The organism is Dokdonia pacifica (assembly GCF_900188275.1).
GTDB lineage: Bacteria > Bacteroidota > Bacteroidia > Flavobacteriales > Flavobacteriaceae > Dokdonia > Dokdonia pacifica.
In genome coordinates this window covers 862458-880271 of record NZ_FZNY01000001.1, presented here as the reverse complement: position 1 = coordinate 880271, position 17814 = coordinate 862458, and the positions used below count along the sequence as shown (strand labels likewise).

Sequence of the window (17814 nt, the reverse complement as noted above, 5' to 3'; positions counted from 1 at the left end):
CATGTCACATAAATTAAGCCTTATACCTGAACAAAATATTGCAAATAATGGTTGGAATGCCTATCCTAATAATCCTTATGATGAAAATAAGATACAAGAGATAAAGGATAATATAAGTAAGATAGAAGTTCCTGTTACCTCTATCCCATCTCCATTTGCACAAATGCATCTTTTTGAAACTTCTTTTACATTTATCAATAAAGCTTTTGTTGATGATTCTTCAGTACTTAGAGGTAAAACAAGTTATCATAAATACATTTCACAGTGTTTAGATGTATTTGAGATTTTATTTAGCTATGAGACGTTAAAACTTCAAGATAGAATAGAGATCCAGCTATGGAAAAAGGAAGAACTTACAGCATTAATAAAAGATAAAAATGTAGGATTGAAGACTTTTGCTGAAACATTGAAAATTTTTATCACAAATTATAACAATGATAGGCGTTTTGTAAATCAGGGAATTTCAAATGCTTTTGATGAGTGTATTTTGATTTACATTGATAATACAATAGTCGCAGGCACTTCTCCGTATACAGGGTTTTTTACAACGGGAGATTCAGTATTAGTTACTATATCCGATAAGCAGAATAGAAAATTCTTTTCTACTAATAAGGCATTGTATGAAAGAGAAGAGGATTTTCAAAAGTATATGAATGTGCTTTTTGCTACAGAGCCAGAAGTGGCGCAATCATTTAAGGAATTACAAACGTATATAAAAAATAACAACACAATAACAGCTAGTGATGACGTAAGAAAACTAGTAGGGGAATTAGAAAGAGGTAATGCTACAGAGTTAGTAAGAGATTATAGAATCCTTGAGATTAATAATGAAGAAATTAGCTTTTTAAGTGGAAGAGTACCTTTTTTATGTGAAAAATTTAATAGTATAAATGAACAACAAATAGCTAAAAATAGTGACTTTGTTATTAAAACATCTAAACGATTAGAACGTCCTCCACTTGCTTTATTAGAAGGAGTTACTAAGAAAAGATGGACATATCTGGATAATACATTTCCAGAAAATTGTATCGTTAGATCTACAGCTTCCATAGAAGATCGGAAATTGCCAGAATCTGTTATAGAGTATCCTTGGATTACTCGTGATGATGTTCTTTCCAAACACCTTATCCAGTTAGAGTATAATGTAAATATAGATAAGTACTGGTTACCTCAAGGGCCTGTAAAAAATATCATATTACCAGTGACTCCAACCTATTTTAATTATTTTACTATAGAAGACCTCAAAAAACAGATCACTGTTGAAAAATTGAACCTAGGAGCCATATTAATAACATTAGATATTCCTGTGCAGGGAGATAATGGTAGAGGTACTATAAAGTTTGAACGAACCTATGATTTTGTCGCTCCAGAAACGATAGATAACCCAGATTATGGAGCGGTAGTTAAATCTTCTCTTGCCTTTGGAATCTATCCATTTTTTAAAGTTTCAGACCCTGTATTTAATGACAGATACAAAGCACTTTCTTTTCATTTGAAAGGAGAAGAAATAGACTATCAGTTTTTTAGAGAAGAAAATACAATACCTACGATAGCAAAAGTAGAAGCCCATTCACATTCTAGAACTCGAAAGGATGAAGGGTACCCTTCCATTTCTACATATTTAGATATCACAAATATTACTTACAACGAACAAGGAGAGTTAACATTTAATAGTAATCGTGATATCACGTTTGATGGAATAACAGTAACCGTAAAAAATCTAGATGAAAATACAACATTAGATGGTTGCCTACTTCCTTTAATGGGAGAACCTAGGCAGCTTATAGACGGAGATACATCGATTGCATTTGATATAGGAACAAGTAATAGTTTTGTGGCTTTAAAAACAGCTAATCAGGTAGAAAATTTATCAAATTATGAAGGGAAAGGAAGTTCTATGCAACCACACTTCGTATTACTTAATGAACGGTCATCTGAAGGAGAAGATTATAAAAAGAATGACCTTAATGAAGTGAACCCTATTTATGGAGTAGTACAAGATGCGGAGTTCTTACCAAGTATGGTAGGTGATAACTCTCTGTTTAAGTTTCCTATACGCTCTGTAATTAATGTAGATAATGATACTAATGCAGAAGAGGTAAATAGTATTAATATACTTTCAAATGCAAATATTCCTTTTGCTTTTGGTCATAATGTACTAAGAAGAGAGTATGATTTTTCACATTCTAATATTAAATGGGGAGTTACAGACAGTAAAAATCAAGGTGCTTATAATAAACTAAGAGGTTTTATAGAGCAACTTGCTTGGATGGGAAGGAATAAGTTGCTTAGTGAAGGATATAAGCCTAAAGCAGCAAATGTAATTTGGTTTAAACCTTTAAGTATGGGGAATAAGCAAATGACAGTATTTAATACAATTTGGAACGAATTATATATGAATTATTACAGTAAATCAGATAATCTTTCAAAACTAGTATCTGTGACTGAATCTTGGGCACCTTATTATAGCTACGATAGAACATTTGGAACAGGAGAGGTGTATATGAATCTGGACATTGGAGGCGGGACAACAGACCTTATTGTCTTTAGAAACAATAAGCCTACGTTAACAACATCGTATCGATTTGCTGGGAATAGTCTTTTTGAATCCTATGGTAGTCATAATCCTTTTGATAACGGATTTGTATCAAAATATGAAGACCAGATGCTTAAGCATTTTGGGAGTAGTGTGAAAAAAATAGAAACAATGAAATATATTAAAGAATCAAAAGGGTTACAGTCTACAGACTTAGTAAGCTATTTCTTTAATTATAGTTCATTTACTAAAAACCTGAAATTAGATAGTGAGTTTAAACTCCTTTTCTTGATTCACAACTGCGCTATTTTTTATCATTCTATGCAGATTTTAAAGATGAGTGAGGTAGATAAACTTCCATCATATATAGGAGTAAGTGGTAACGGAGCTAAACTCCTAGAAATCACAAATGGAGACAAAAACTTGAATAGATCCCAAGGAATGTCTAAAGTTGTACAATTACTTACTAAAGAAGTATTTGACCTAGAAGAACTCCACAAAATAGAGTTGCAGATCTTAAGCAATCCAAAAGAATCGACAGCAATAGGAGGGATACAAGGAATCGAAAAAATAAAACTAGACCCTACGCTTGATACTGAAAATTATTATATCTCTATAGGAACGAAAGAAGACCTTATTAAAGATACAGATGCAGAAAGTAAACGAAATTTGAAATATGCAGATTTTATTAAAGAGGATAATACAAAAATTGATGAGGTTTCAGAAAACATCGTTTCCTTTTTTGAATATTTCTTTGACTCACTATGGTATCAGGCAGATTTTGTAAAGAATTTTGGAGTAGATAAATCCTATAATACAGATAAACTCAAAGTATTTTTTACAAATGCATCAAAAATAAAAAATACCATACGAGAAGTCATTAATCATAAGATTGAAGTAGAACAAGAATCTATCATTAATGATACCTTTTTCTTTGAGGCGATAAAAGCATATCTCTATGCATTTTCCAAAATTATTGTGTCTGATGCTATTAATGAATTTAAAGGAGCATAGTGATGAAATATACATATAGTTTACACATAGCTTTTATAAGTTTTTTAATGTTATTGGGGTGTAGTGACAGATTAGAACCAGAAGGCTCTATAGAGAATACTATTGATAGCAATAAAGAAGAAATAGAACAGTTAGGAGAAGAAATATTTGAAAGAGATAGTATTAGTGTTGTTGAAAGGAAAAAAGAACTTATCATAAAGTTTTATGATAAGATAGGCTACAAAATGATAGATCGTGTATTGACAGATCGTGTTTATAAAAGTAGTCCAGAAAATAAAATTGTTTTAAAATCTATTTCTTTAAATGAATTTAATTCAAAACTTAAGAATGGAACTGAAAGTGAGAAAAACGTAAAATTATATGTAAAATCTCTAGTTAAATACAGGGACATGCTATTTTTAGACTTAGCAAAAGATTCTATTTATAAAGGATTAGATAATATCTTAAAAAGCCGTTTTTATATTGATACTATTGTTGGAAAAGAGAGAATTTCTAATGAGTTATATATAAAACTAAATGATGAAATTAAAGCAAATATTGATACTCTAAAAAATGATATTGAAGAATTAGATTTAAAAGGAAATCAAAAGCCTCTTGAAAATCTAGTAAAAGAAGAAAATGGGATAACTATCCCGGATGAGGGTAAAAACAAATTCAAGAAATTAATTGAATTCATAAAAAAACAAGGCTTACTTTTTTTGATACTACTTTTAGTTAGTATCATACTTAACATACTACAATATATATTCTATAAGAAAAAGAGAAGGCAGTTAAATTCAAAACTATCAAAAGCTACAGAAAAATTAGCTTCAATTAAAACGAAACCAGAAAACAAATCTGATGATGTTTTTAAACCCAAACCCTCAAAGTTAAGTGACCATATTGTAAAGAATAAAATAGAAAATGCATATGAAACGATGCATAAAACATTATTACATAACTATCATCGAAATTGTGTAGAAGATCAAGAAGTTACCTACAACACACTTCTTTCTGATACTATAGCATCAGCTCGATCAGAAAGGTTTACTTCAGAACAAGAATTAACCTCCTATATTTCTAAACAAATTCAGAAGCATCGTGCATTATTAGAAAGTGATATACAAGAATGCGTGTCTCAAGATGTTGCAATACAACAAATACATGCTCGTATTACAACAGAAGATTTTCTCCCTACAATAAACACGGCAATTATCCCTGAGTCTGAGGTGCGAGCAAAAGTACAGCTATTAAGACAAAACCTTATTAATGAACTTCCGCTTACAACAACACAAGAAGTGCTCTCTGGGATTATAAACGACTTTAAACAAAGTATAGAAACGCATCTTCATAAGATGTTACAGGAAAATCTTGTTTTTTATTTCCCATTTGCAGACGTGAGAGGAGCACTCTCAGATGAAAAAAAATCGAAAACAAAAGCTCGTGATAGTGCTTTGCAACTATCGCTTTCTCCCGATAATGTTACACAAGCTACTTTCCATTTGTTATTAGATCAGGAACAGATGATGCAAGCTGGAATTATGAGTTATGACTCGTTGTTACTCCCTATTTGTGAATTAAAACCAGAAAACTTTAATTCATCAGGTACTAGGATAGAAGAAATAGGAACACAAGGTGGCACAATGACCTTAGAAGATGGTAAGTGGAGAGTGAAAGATAAACTCCCTATTAAAATTGTATAAAAAATGATGTGGGTATATATGCTTTCGCGAAAGCGTATAGCTTATGCTCACGATAGTAAATCTATTATATTATGGAAATATTGGTTGTATTACTAATTATAACACATATCATCGTATTATTTCTTTTATGGAAATATATAAAAACATATAAAGAGAATAATTTTAATTATCTAAATAAAGAGCTTAAGACGTTGAAAAGTTTTTTCTCTCAAGGACTTCTGGTCTTAGAGAAAAATGTAACTGCATTTACAGCATTATCTACCGCTTCACTAGACTCATTAGAAAAAGAGCATACACATTTAATTAGTGATCATAAATCAAAATTTAAGGAAGTAACAGCTTTTATTAAAGCAGATTATACATCTCTAACAGAGTTGCTCAAAACAAATAATGATTTACTAACGAATCTTCTTGAAAGGACAGAAGAAAATATTACAAAAAATAATGACTTAAAACCATTACTGGTTAATAGTAATGATGAACTTGAAAAGGTATATGGAAAAATAAAAATGGTAATCTCTAATTATGAAAAAAACCTAAAAGATATCAAAGAAGAGATAGAAGATGCCCTCCAAATTATAGAAGAAAGTATGAGTAGCAAAATCAAACAAATTGCTATAAGCGGAGAGAAGACAATCGCAAGCTCCTTAGAAAATAGTAAAGACACTATAGATAAAGTAACTCAGGAAACTAATAGCGGACTTAAAAAAGTACTTAAAGAAAATCAAATACAATTGCTTACAGATAAAGTAGGGACCATGGAAAAAGAATTACAGGAAGGACTTGAAAAAGTACAAGAAAACCTTTCTGGTCTTGATGAAGCCTTTATTATAAAATTTAAAAACCTTTTAGAATCAAGTACAAAAAATAAAAATAAATCACCCCTAAATGATTTAAAGAAATGGTGGGATAGTTAATATAAATTTTTATGGAAACTTATTTTTTATGGACATTGATATTTTTTATAAGTAGTGTTTTAATACTATTTTATTTTGAGAATAAATTTACATTTCAAATTATAAAAAGTATTTTACCTAAAGTTTTTAGTAAAATATTGCTTGTTTCCTTTGCTCTTATAACCTTTATTTTTGGAATACATGCGGATGTTTTTTCTAGTTACGATAAGTATACAGCCAATCTGGATCGTCAATATGATTGGTTTTCTATAGAGGATATTCTTCGTTTCCCTGTAGAGCAATATGGAATAAATGTTAAAGACCTTTATCCAAGTAACATCATTGATTTTCAAGATAATATAATTACAGAATATCCTACTAGAAAAATTACAATTCTTCTTGATAAAACTGGATCTATTAAGGATAGTAAAGAAAGTAAAATAAAACAGAGACTAGTTAACAAATTAAATGATCAGATATATGATTTTGAGAAACATATAGATACTAGTACTATTAAAGTTGAGGATTTATTTTTACTTACAGCATTAGAACAGCTTACACGTGATGAAAAAAGGAATCTAACACATATAGAAGTACTTATTTATACAGGAAGTGAAAAGAATGTAAAGGTGGTAAATCATATTGAAAAAGCCCTTAAGATTGATTATGATGAATATGATGATAGTACTAGAAGTAAAGCAATAATAGATTGCCTAAAAAAAATAAATGTTTATAATACGGATGATTATAAAAAAATTATAAATAATAGATTTACAGATTTTTATGAGCTTGGTAAAGAGCTTAAAGCACCTAAATTTATTGGTAATGGAACTACGAGGAATAATGGTTATGGGAAAAAATATGACCATACAAGTATAATACTCTTAAGTGATTTTTATCATGAAGAAGCGTTTTTAGATAAAAATGTAAAAGATGTAGAAAATGTTTGGTACAATATTAGAAATAGAGTGTCTCAATTAAATTTAATCTCATTCAATAACTCTAATACAAGTAGTTCATCTAAATATGTATCTAAGGCTATTAAAGAAACATTTAGAAGAAATTTTAATCATTTATATTTTTTTGAATATGAAGAACATCTTGATAATCAACTTGCTATAGATGAAGAGATAAATACTATGTTTTCTACAGTCATTGATGCGAAAGTTGCGCAACCATTGATAACCTATCACTCTTGGAATAAACAAGATTATAAATTTGATTATAAAGGGGAAGTACAGATACTACGCCAAAATGGGGATAGGGATTTAGTTGTCGGATTTGCTAACAGAATAAGACCCAAAAACTATATAAAACCTTATGATTATATAACTATTTCTAAAGAGAGTAGTAGTAATTCTCCTGATGAAATAAAATTATATGAATATCAAAAAGGGAAGTTAAAAGGCTCAAATAGTGATATATATGAAATATCATTTTTAGTAGATGAAATAGAAAGTAAAAACTTTTTTTTAGAATATAGCTATCCAAATACAAGTTATGCAGTTAGACATCCTATTCTATTTAAACCAGTTTTACCAGTAACAGCATGTTTATACTTATTTGCCTTATACCTTGTATTTACTTTTACTTCTTTATATCTGTTTTTTTATTATCTAATTTGTTTGTTAAGGCTTAAAATCAAAAAGAATAAAACTAAACCTTTTCTCTGGATTTCTTTGATGTTTTATGTGCTAATGACAGTATATCTCGGGTGTCATTTATCTATACTTATTTCAGATCTAATATTATATAACAAAGAATTATTAGAAACTTTCTCAATTGTAATAATAGTCTCGGTTATACTCTTTTCTATTTTTTTACACATAATATCTTATAAAGATTATAGGGATAGATTAGAAAATGAAATTATAAAAATTAAAAGCTAAGACTATGAAAACGCCAAACTACCTAAAGATCGCATTGTTTTTTACACTAATACTAACTTCATGTGGATCTGAAGTGACCACTATACAAATGATCAAAGATAACCCTGCTAAATATGCAGCTAAAGATTATTTCATAATATCCAATATTTCTATTGTAGAGACAGCATCATTTATGAATTATTCTATAAGTATTATAGAAGATGAGACAGGGAGTATCCCTTTTATATCGAGTAAACCATATAATAATTCCCAAAGCATAACTAGGGAACAAGTAAAATATGTTCGTCTTTATAGTGATAGGCAGCAAAATGTAGAGTTGTTAGTAGATAAGAAAAGTAATGATATGATTAAAACATATGGGCCTATAGTGGCTAATTTTATTTTAGAGACATCCTTTAAAAGTTTACTATAATTTAAATTAAAACCCATTGCGTCGATTTAAAAACATATCGTTTCTTTTTTTCTTATGTCTTTTTCAGTTTGTAAACTCACAAGTTGCTAAAAAACAATACATTCTTTCTTCGGGAAGTATGGGTGGAAACTATAATAAAACAGGAGCTCTTATTACGAAAGCTTTAGATAGTATTTATCCTCATTTTCAGTTTATAAATATTGAAAGTTCTGGATCTTTAGAAAATATTCAACAACTAGATAACAGATTTGCAGATTTTGCTATCGTACAACGTGATGTACTTTTAGAAAATATATATGATGAAGTAAATGGTATAAAAAATGTAGAAATCATTCTTCCTCTATTTGAAGAAAAGTTATTGGTTTACACACAAAAATCATTAGCAATCGATAGTTCCTTAGTTCAAGGCTGTAAAAAGTTTAAGAAAATAGGATTTACAAGTAAGACAGGTTACTCATTTAAAATATTTGAAAAAATCTGTAGGTTATTAAATGTTAACCTTAATGATATAGAGATTGTAGAAGGGACGTATCCTGTTTTGTCTCAATCATTGATCGATGGTAGTATAGATGCACTTATTACATTTTCACTTCCAATACAAAACTTAGAGACAAATAAAAAGATAGGATTGGTGAATTTGTCAAATTCAGAAATCCAACTCATAATAAGTAAAATTAATAATGTATCTCCTATTACAATTGAGTCTGACAATAAAAAAAAGACCATAGGTAGTTGGACATTTTTTGTAGGATTGGATAAAAGTATTGAAGATATTCATGAGTCTTCTAAAAAAGCAATATCGCAGTCTTTATTTGAAGCTACAAAAAGTGATAAATCTGTAATTGCTGAGAGCATCAAAGGAAGTGTTATCTATTTCCAGAATAAAGAAAATCATGGTTTTATATATGGTATTCCTATGAGTACAACTACAGGAGAGTTACTGCATTATACCACATGGGATATTGCAAAAATAACACTCCTTTTTTCTATTTTTTTAATTGGAGGAATAGTGTTATACATATTACGTAAACAACTAGTTAAGATAGATATGCTTATCATCTGGATAAGATATAAACATATCATTCTCGGGATATTTGTTATTTGTATTCTCTACTATATAAGCGTAGAAGGACTTCTTATGGCAGAATCTTCTTTTTATAAGAAACTAGGAATCAAGAGCAAAGTGCTAAACTTAACAAAAACAGATCTACACTTTTGGATTATTATTACCAATCTAACAGGAAATAATAATAATATTTTCCCTTTATCTTATATAGGACAACTTATGTTGTCTTTTAGCTCTTATATATTAATAGTAGGATCTATTATCATCGGTTTTTGTGAGTATATAATCTATAAATTCAATAAAAAAAGAAAACAAGGACTTATGCAATTCAATACTAAAAATCATATTATAGTTATAGGTTGGAAAAGTACAACTTCTAAATTCCTTGAGGAACTTATTAGAGCTAAGAATTCTTATAAGAAGAAACTTGGTAAAATTATTGCCATTGTAGAAAACCCTTCGCAAATACTAGAAGATTATCCTGAAATAAAAAAACTTCAAGAAAAGCGATATGTTGAGTTTGTTGCTGGTGATGCAACAGACGAGATAGTTCTTAAAAAAGCCAACATTGAAAATGCCAATACAGTTGTCATTCTCTCAGAGAATACAACGAAAGAAGCAGATCAAAAAACACTTCTACGATCTTTAGCAATATCTCGATATTGTAGAAAAAAAATGTTAGAAAAAACAAGTCACCTCAAAGAAGCAACGTCACAATACGAAAAACATGAAGTAGATAAATATATAGACTCCATTTATATAATTGCAGAACTAAATGATCAGAAGTATACAGAAGATCTGAAAAAATCTGATGTAAACGAGATAATAAATAGCAGCGTTTATAGTAAAAATATTATTACACAAAGCCTTTTAAATCATGGAGTTTCAAAAGTGTTAGATGAAGTGCTTAATTACAATGAATTCAATGAGTTTTATACAATAGATTTAAAACTTCAAAAGTTTAAATCATTAGTACATAAAACATATGATCAATTAATACCTATATTAAGAAATCAAGGTATTTTATTAATAGGGGTAAGAGTTGTATACCATAATACTAACGATCAAGAAATCATAGACGAAGAAGCTTTAAAACAGTTATTAGATGAGGAAGGATTAAAGCGTCAAATTATTGTAAACCCTACAAATCAAATAGAAAAAGAAAGAAAAACGGATGATGATGACCAGCTTATTGTATTCTGCACAGGGGCTAGTGTTTTAGAAAAAGCTTTTGTTGATATATAAGGAGTGTTATTTTACACAGTTAATTTTGTTGTATACGCTTTCGCGAAAGCGAACTTATGAGACCTACCTGCCGGTAGGCAGGTTCACGACAATATGGAGAGCGAATCGTTAAAGCGTACACCTAAAAACATAATACCTTATTATATTATGTAGTTCGTGTAATTATGCTGCCATAGGAAGATTTTCTGGTTGTAATACGATGACTTGTGGCGCTATTTCAGGAGTGTTTTCTTGTACATTAAAAGTACTATATACATTATAAGACACCCAAATTTGTAATAGTTTAACTGGAATTTGAATAGCGTCTTTCATTCCTAATTTAGAATCGTCTACATGTACCCAACGGTTTAAAGGTTGCTCATACATTTTATTCATAATTTCTTTTGAACCAAAGTGCTTTTTTAAACGTAAAAAGATCTCGACATCAAATAACCATCTCGTTAAGAACGTATTATTATACGCAACAGGGATTGCATTTCTTCTAAAAACTTTTGCGCCACACTGTGTGTCTTCTATTGGGAGACCTAAAATGAAGAATACAATGGATTTTACAATTTTAGAGAATACACATCTCATAAAATTTCTTTCTATCTGTCCTTCGCCTTTCCCTCTAGATCCATACACAAGCATAAGTTCTTTGTTTTTGTGAAGTGTCTCTGTAAGATTTTTGAAGTCATCAAAATCTGTGGAGAGATCGGCATCTATAAAACCAATATAGTCGATATCTTTTCTATTGAATAAATATCTTGATCCATATCGTACAGCAGCTGCTTTTCCTGAGTTTTTCTTGATATCTACAATACTTACGCTTGAAGGAGCATTTTTTTGAATAGATTCTAAAACTTCTAGTGTGTTGTCTTTACTTCCGTCATTTACAAAGCATAAATGATACTTTTCGTTTGTTGTAATAAAATTGATAAACGCATCTACATTTAAACGTTTTTCTTCGTTGTAGCATGGTATGATAATTCCTGTTTTCATGTTCAATATGTTTGGGTTTCTTTGGTCAAAAGTAGGTGTGAACCCCTGCCTTTTTGAGCGATATTCGATGGATGGCGCTTTTGTATAGGTGAATGAAAAAAAAGCATAGACCACACTTTCTTTCTAAGCGGGAAGTTTGTTATATCTTTAAAATTCAAAAGAATAGTGACGTAATACATGAAAGGAAGTACTAATAAATACCTGTTGATAGCCCTACTTGTGGGACTTGCATTTCATGGTACGTCTATCTTTTTTACGTTAGAAACAACCTATGATGCGTTAATACATTTATTTTTTGCAGATCATTATGCAAATAGCTGGTTTGAACCCTGGAATTATAAATGGTATACTGGGTTTACAGTAACTAGTTATCCTCCTTTGGTGCATCAATCTATTGGAATACTTTCTTTAATTGGAGGATTGAAATTTGGTTTGTTTACCGTGGCACTTTTAAGTATTGTGCTTTTTATAACAGGAGTCTATAGGTTTTCTTTATTGATTACTGCAAATAGAACAGTGGCTGGGTATGCAGCTATTCTTGCTGTATTCTCTTCTTCTTTTGTAGAGACATTACATATTTTTGGACAACTACCTAGCATTATAGGAATCTCCATATTGATGCATGCCTTACCAGAGATTTACCTTTGGTTAAAAACAGGAAAGTATCGCTATCTATTTACATCCTTGTCATTAATAGCAGTTACGGTAACCTCACACCATGTGACTCCTATTTTTGGAATGGTATTTTTTATTTTTCCATTGATAGGAATGGCCATTATGGATGTATCCAGAGAACAAGTTTCCTCTATAAAGGAGATAACGTTTAATGTTTTTTTACGGAGCTTCCTTAAATTATTTAAACGTATTGTAGGTTTTGGAATGTCATCTTTAGTAATCATTATAGGATGTATTCTTCCGTATTGGATTAATTCTAAAAACAACCCTATTACGCAGGTTCCTATTCCGCATGGGTCTCGTGATAATTTTTTAGAAATCACTTCTTCTGGGCTTGTTTTCTTTTTGATTCCGTGGGGAATTCTATTAATCTTATTACCATATATATATTATAGATATTATAGTAAGCGTTATGTATTCTTTGGACTTTCTATGACTATTCTTTTTGTTTTAGGAACTGGAGGAACAACGCCTATTCCTAGAATGGTTTTAGGAGAAACCGCATTTAATATATTGACATTAGATCGATTTACACTCTGGGGAAGCATTATGTCATTGCCTCTTTTTGGAGAGTTTGTATATCGATTTTCTGAAGGGGATTTAAAACAGCGGATTCAGTCAAAATTTGGAGGTGTATATCATCGTATTATAGGAGGGATATTAGCAGGCTTGTTTATTTTTATGACGGTGTTTACAATGAGTTTGGGGTATTTTAGACCTTCACAACCTCAAAAAATTAAAATGCTACCTATTGTTAATTTCCTTAATCAGGATGATCATGACAAATGGCGATTTTTAACATTAGGTTTTGGAGATCAAATGGCATGGTTATCTGCACAAACAAATGCGTTGTCTGTAGATGGTAATTACCACTCAGCAAGACGTCTACCAGAGCTTACCACAAGACCTATTGAGCGACTAGAAAATTCAAAGTATAAAGGAGTTGCAGGAATAGGCTCCTTACAACAATTTTTAACGACTCCAGAGAAATATAATCTAAAGTATATCTTTTCTAACGATAAGTTCTATGACCCTGTTTTGTATTTCTGCGGGTGGCAACGCTTACGGCAATTAGAAAACGGTATTATGGTTTGGGAACGACTTAATGTAAAGCCTATTCCTGCGATATTACCTAAAGATGAAATCCCTAAATGGCAAAAAATACTATGGGGAGTAATTCCTTTTTTAACTGTAATCATTGCCTTTATGCTCAATATCCAGATACTTTGGATTCGAATGCTAAAAACTAACTTAAAAACACCTCCTGTGTACTTAGCATTTAAAAATACCTATGCATCGTTTTCAAAAAACCTTCTTAGAGTTACACATATTTGGTCTATTGCATTGGCGATATTAGTTTTTTATGGGATCTACTTATTTTATATAAAAAATGATGCACAGCGTTCCCCTGAAAACGCTATTGTTGCATATTATGATGCCCTAGATTTTAAAGAGTTTGAAAAAGCATATGCACTTATTGATACTAAAAACAATCTTTCCATAGCACAATATATGCTAGAGATTTCAGTAACAGATGGCTTATTAAGCTCGTATGCTAAATTGGATAATATTCATACGATCATTACTAGAAATAGTGATTCACTGGTTACAGCCAAAGTCATTACAGATTGGATCACACCTCTTGAAAAGATTCATAAAGAAGAATATAGAACGGTTATAAAACGTAATGGGAAGTGGTTGTTGCAACACTATGATTTAGACACAGATATTCCTCCGGATCAATTATATGCATCTAATACATCTAGGTATTTTAATCAAGGACGAAGACGAGTAACCACAGAACAAACACACCATGAAGATGTATTAAAACAACCCGTTTTAGAAGTGCTTTCTGCCAAATTGGTTCAATATGATACACATTATGCCATTGTAGGAGAAGTGCAGAATTTAGAGAGTGTACCTGCAGATATTGTTTTAAAAGGCACCTTGTATAATGATGCTAATAAAGAACTTGCCACCTATAATGCAAAACATCATGTGAAGCATAAATTAATGCCTAAAGAAGTGAGCTCTTTTCGAATTGATTTTGAAGGTATTGCTTGGTCTAAAACAAAAGACTCTATTCCTAAGGCATTTAATCCAGATGAGTTTACACCTATTGAATTTGAAGAGCAACCCACCAAGTTTAATCTTCAAGTAGCAGGTAATGTATCTGGCTCAGATTTATATAAGGAAGCTTCTTTGAGTGCAATATCGATAGATTCTAAAACAATTACAGGAAGTGTGTTTAATAGCGGAATTGAAGAAATTACAGTACCACAACTCTTAATCACATACTATGATAAAGATAAAACCTTGTTGTGGGTAGATCATTTGTTTATAAAAGAAGGCATACGACAACAACGCCAACAAACATTTAGATATCCTCTTTTAAAAGAAGCATCCATGCGAGTGGTGAACGATTCGATGGAAAATATCTTTGTAAATGGATTGCCTAATGAAGGGATTTCTAATAAGATCGTTCCTGATAGAATACAAAATCATACCGATGCTCAACTTCAAAAAATTGAACATCCCGATTATGAGTATATTAAAATTGAAATAAACTCCTATATAGGAAACCCTAATTAATGAAGTATAAACAACATATATTCCTCTTTATAGCGATACTAATCGCTACTATTTCTACTGGTCAAGAAAAAGATCAGGGAAATAGTATTGGCTTATTAACCAGTCAAACGGAATTTGAAGTTGGAAGTACAGTACTGTTGCAATTTTCATCGGCAGAAGCTGTGACGCCACTTTTATATTGTTCAAATAGTTATGGAAGTACCGTTATTACTCCTGTACTTGAAGAGACTACACTTAATTATGAAATCCCTGATTTTATAGCAAATAAATCAGGATTAGTTCATTGGAAATTAATTCATAATAACCCTACATCTGGTTCCTTTGTAATGAGTCCTCAACAGCATGTTGCTACGATGGAAACCTATATTGGTCCGCCCACAATAGAGGCGGGAGATATTGATTATACCATGCTTGTGGTTATCCCAACAGATGCGTTAGATAACCCGATGCCTGAGGGAACACCGGTAATGGTACATCATCGGTTTTTAGATACACAAACAGAAGAAGAGATTGAGACCAAAAAGATAATAAGCTATAAAAATATATCTTCAAGAAGAAAGAGCGGAAGGTTATTTATCGCTGCAGAATGTTTAGAAACCCATTCAACAGAGTATACGGTCGATGTGCTTCCTGCCATTCCAACTGATTTTACAATTTCGGTAGATCGGCCTCATGAGTATGCAGACGGAAATCAAATCACATCATTTTATACGTCTATTTTAAGAGATGCACATGCCAATATTGTAAGTGACGGTACCTTTGTTACGTTCTTTATTAGAAATAAAGCGGGTAATGTATTAAAGGCTTCTGGAACAACGGTACAAGGAATAGCTACCGCTAAGATGATCCATCCAGATCAGGAAGAACAATGGACAGTCCAGGCCTATGTAGATGGAATGGCAGAAAGTAATACGATTTCAATAGCTTATCAACAAGTGGTGGAAAATGTTGAGATCGCTTTCGCGAAAGCGAATAGAGAAATCCAAGTAGGACCCTTAAAAAGTTTTATGAACCAAATGATCCCTGATGGTTTTCAAGTAGTATTGGAAGTTTATAAAGACAATGTATTGCTTGAAACATATACAAAAACCTCAAGAAAGGGGTATGTCTCTTTTAGTTTGGAGGAAGCTATTTTTAAAAATGACACCTATACGTTCACAATAAAAACAGCGGGATTAGAAAAAAACCTTCCCAATATAAAGTTATGGTAAAGATGAACAGAAATATACTTAGAAGTATATTGATCATCTCTTATATGATCATCATTGCGGTAATTATAGGTGGTATTAGTTCATTATATAGTTACTTAAATACAGGGGCAGATAGGGCCACGATATTACATACAGAAATACAAAAAATTGACCAATATATTCCTGATGTATATTGGGCACCTTTATACAATGAAGGAAGACCTATGGATCAAGAAACATTAGAACGTATAGAGAATAATTATTTAGATGCGTGGTATGTAAAACAAATAGCATATAAAACCAATACTACAAGCGGTATTGAAGATTATTATACAGAGAATGCTCGAAAAAACCTATATAATACGATAGCTCATAATACAGAAGAAGGTATTGTCGTAGAAGCAACCACTTTAGAACATCACCCGACCTTAGAATTTTTTAGTGAAGATGGTCAATTGGTTGTGATTACAGATTATGATGTTGTTGAATATAAGCGTTTGTATAAAGATGAAGTGCTCATTTTAGAAACTACAGAAACGGCTACGTATAAAATAGTCCTATTGCTTGAAGATGGATTTTGGCGTATACGACATATGGTCAAGGAGCATCAGGAAGTGTATACTGAAAAAGAACGCTTTGATACCCTAAAAGATATCTCTGTAAAAGGGATTAATTATTACCCTCAAGCAACACCTTGGGATATGTTTGGTGATGGTTTTGATCCAGAGATTCTATCAAAAGATTTTCAAATTATCAAAGATGCAGGATTGGAAAGTATACGCATATTTGTTCAATATGACGATTTTGGAAAAGCAAATGTGCAAGAAGATAAGCTCCAAAAACTAAAACAAACACTAGACCTTGCTGAACGTCACAATTTAAAAGTCATGGTGACATTGTTTGATTTTTATGGAGATTATGCTGTGTTAGATTGGACGTTAAATAGACGTCACGCAGCAACAATCGTTTCTTCACTTAAAGAACACCCCGCTCTGTATGCTTGGGATATTAAAAACGAACCAAATTTAGATTTTGAATCTAGAGGAGAAAAGCAAGTGACCGCTTGGTTACAAATGATGACAAGTTTTGTAAAAAATACAGATCCAGATCATCCAGTAACGATAGGATGGTCTAATGCAGAAAGTGCTATTATTCTTAAAGACCACGTAGATTTTGTCTCCTTCCATTTTTATGAAGATCTAGATACCTTAGAAGATGTATATCTGTATTTAAATGAAGAAATACCTACAAAACCTATTGTATTAAGTGAATTTGGAATGTCTTCCTATAAAGGTATTTGGAATCCATTTGGAAACTCCGAAAATGATCAAGCTACATATCATAAAGAGATACAAGGTATTATTGCAAAGCATAAAATCCCGTCTATGTCATGGACATTATATGACTTTGTAGAAATACCAAAGGAAGTCGTGGGTAGACTTCCTTGGCAAAAAAACAATCAAAAACAATTTGGGTTCATAAATCAAAAAGGGGATGAAAAGGCTGCATTCAAGTATATTTTTAAAGAATAATATCATTTTTTAAAAAGCCAGAGAAGTTTAGGGGACCTTCCCCAGCTTAAAATAAATAATCAAAAAACAATTTGGGGCATTAAAAAAGGGTGAAAGGGGGAATG

The 17814-nt window shown here is 31.1% G+C and carries 10 protein-coding genes; 9 read left to right on the top strand and 1 reads right to left on the bottom strand.

Translation table 11 applies throughout. The features are described from left to right. Position 1 precedes the first annotated feature (1 nt). The 6 genes from CHB80_RS03935 to CHB80_RS03910 all read left to right on the top strand — a co-directional run bounded on the left by CHB80_RS03935 (position 2) and on the right by CHB80_RS03910 (position 10740). Complete coding sequence (locus CHB80_RS03935) at positions 2–3550, top strand: cell division protein FtsA (protein WP_089370116.1); 3549 nt, start codon at positions 2–4, stop codon at positions 3548–3550. A 2-nt stretch (positions 3551–3552) separates the two neighbouring features. Continuing rightward, entirely contained in the window at positions 3553–5232 is a 1680-nt protein-coding gene (locus CHB80_RS03930) for a hypothetical protein (RefSeq protein ID WP_089370115.1), read from the top strand. A 71-nt stretch (positions 5233–5303) separates the two neighbouring features. Continuing rightward, complete coding sequence (locus CHB80_RS03925; RefSeq protein WP_089370114.1) at positions 5304–6149, top strand: hypothetical protein; 846 nt, start codon at positions 5304–5306, stop codon at positions 6147–6149. A gap of 11 nt (positions 6150–6160) precedes the next feature. After that, a complete protein-coding gene (locus CHB80_RS03920; RefSeq protein WP_089370113.1) occupies positions 6161–8017 on the top strand; it encodes a hypothetical protein in 1857 nt (618 codons plus the stop codon). A gap of 4 nt (positions 8018–8021) precedes the next feature. Continuing rightward, entirely contained in the window at positions 8022–8429 is a 408-nt protein-coding gene (locus CHB80_RS03915) for a hypothetical protein (protein ID WP_089370112.1), read from the top strand. A 16-nt stretch (positions 8430–8445) separates the two neighbouring features. Further along, positions 8446–10740, top strand: a complete 2295-nt coding sequence (locus CHB80_RS03910) for a TrkA-related ion transporter (RefSeq protein WP_143337043.1) — start codon at positions 8446–8448, stop codon at positions 10738–10740. Between the two features lie 162 nt (positions 10741–10902). On the opposite strand, the gene CHB80_RS03905 is transcribed toward CHB80_RS03910, so the two are convergent. Then, positions 10903–11721 (bottom strand): dolichyl-phosphate beta-glucosyltransferase, encoded by an 819-nt coding sequence (locus CHB80_RS03905; RefSeq protein ID WP_089370110.1) that lies wholly within the window; start codon positions 11719–11721, stop codon positions 10903–10905. A gap of 177 nt (positions 11722–11898) precedes the next feature. Here CHB80_RS03905 and CHB80_RS03900 point away from each other — a divergent pair, with 177 nt between their 5' ends. From CHB80_RS03900 to CHB80_RS03890, 3 genes are read left to right on the top strand one after another with little or no spacing between them, the layout of a single operon-like run. Next, complete coding sequence (locus CHB80_RS03900; RefSeq protein WP_089370109.1) at positions 11899–14988, top strand: hypothetical protein; 3090 nt, start codon at positions 11899–11901, stop codon at positions 14986–14988. Continuing rightward, positions 14988–16199, top strand: coding sequence for a hypothetical protein (locus tag CHB80_RS03895; RefSeq protein ID WP_089370108.1), 1212 nt, complete (start codon positions 14988–14990; stop codon positions 16197–16199). Before CHB80_RS03900 ends, CHB80_RS03895 begins: the two co-directional genes overlap by 1 nt. Next, positions 16193–17710 carry a glycoside hydrolase family 2 TIM barrel-domain containing protein gene (locus tag CHB80_RS03890; protein ID WP_089370107.1) on the top strand — a complete coding sequence of 506 codons (1518 nt, stop codon included), beginning with the start codon at positions 16193–16195 and terminating at the stop codon, positions 17708–17710. The genes CHB80_RS03895 and CHB80_RS03890 overlap by 7 nt, the downstream gene beginning before the upstream one ends. The last annotated feature ends 104 nt before the right edge of the window (positions 17711–17814 follow it).

What these genes read in the sequence shown, in the direction of transcription:
- CHB80_RS03935 (WP_089370116.1), top strand. Translation starts at nt 2, where the DNA reads ATGTCACATAAATTAAGCCTTATACCTGAACAAAATATTGCAAATAAT.
- CHB80_RS03930 (WP_089370115.1), top strand. Translation starts at nt 3,553, where the DNA reads ATGAAATATACATATAGTTTACACATAGCTTTTATAAGTTTTTTAATG.
- CHB80_RS03925 (WP_089370114.1), top strand. Translation starts at nt 5,304, where the DNA reads ATGGAAATATTGGTTGTATTACTAATTATAACACATATCATCGTATTA.
- CHB80_RS03920 (WP_089370113.1), top strand. Translation starts at nt 6,161, where the DNA reads ATGGAAACTTATTTTTTATGGACATTGATATTTTTTATAAGTAGTGTT.
- CHB80_RS03915 (WP_089370112.1), top strand. Translation starts at nt 8,022, where the DNA reads ATGAAAACGCCAAACTACCTAAAGATCGCATTGTTTTTTACACTAATA.
- CHB80_RS03905 (WP_089370110.1), bottom strand. Translation starts at nt 11,721, where the DNA reads ATGAAAACAGGAATTATCATACCATGCTACAACGAAGAAAAACGTTTA.
- CHB80_RS03900 (WP_089370109.1), top strand. Translation starts at nt 11,899, where the DNA reads ATGAAAGGAAGTACTAATAAATACCTGTTGATAGCCCTACTTGTGGGA.
- CHB80_RS03895 (WP_089370108.1), top strand. Translation starts at nt 14,988, where the DNA reads ATGAAGTATAAACAACATATATTCCTCTTTATAGCGATACTAATCGCT.
- CHB80_RS03890 (WP_089370107.1), top strand. Translation starts at nt 16,193, where the DNA reads ATGGTAAAGATGAACAGAAATATACTTAGAAGTATATTGATCATCTCT.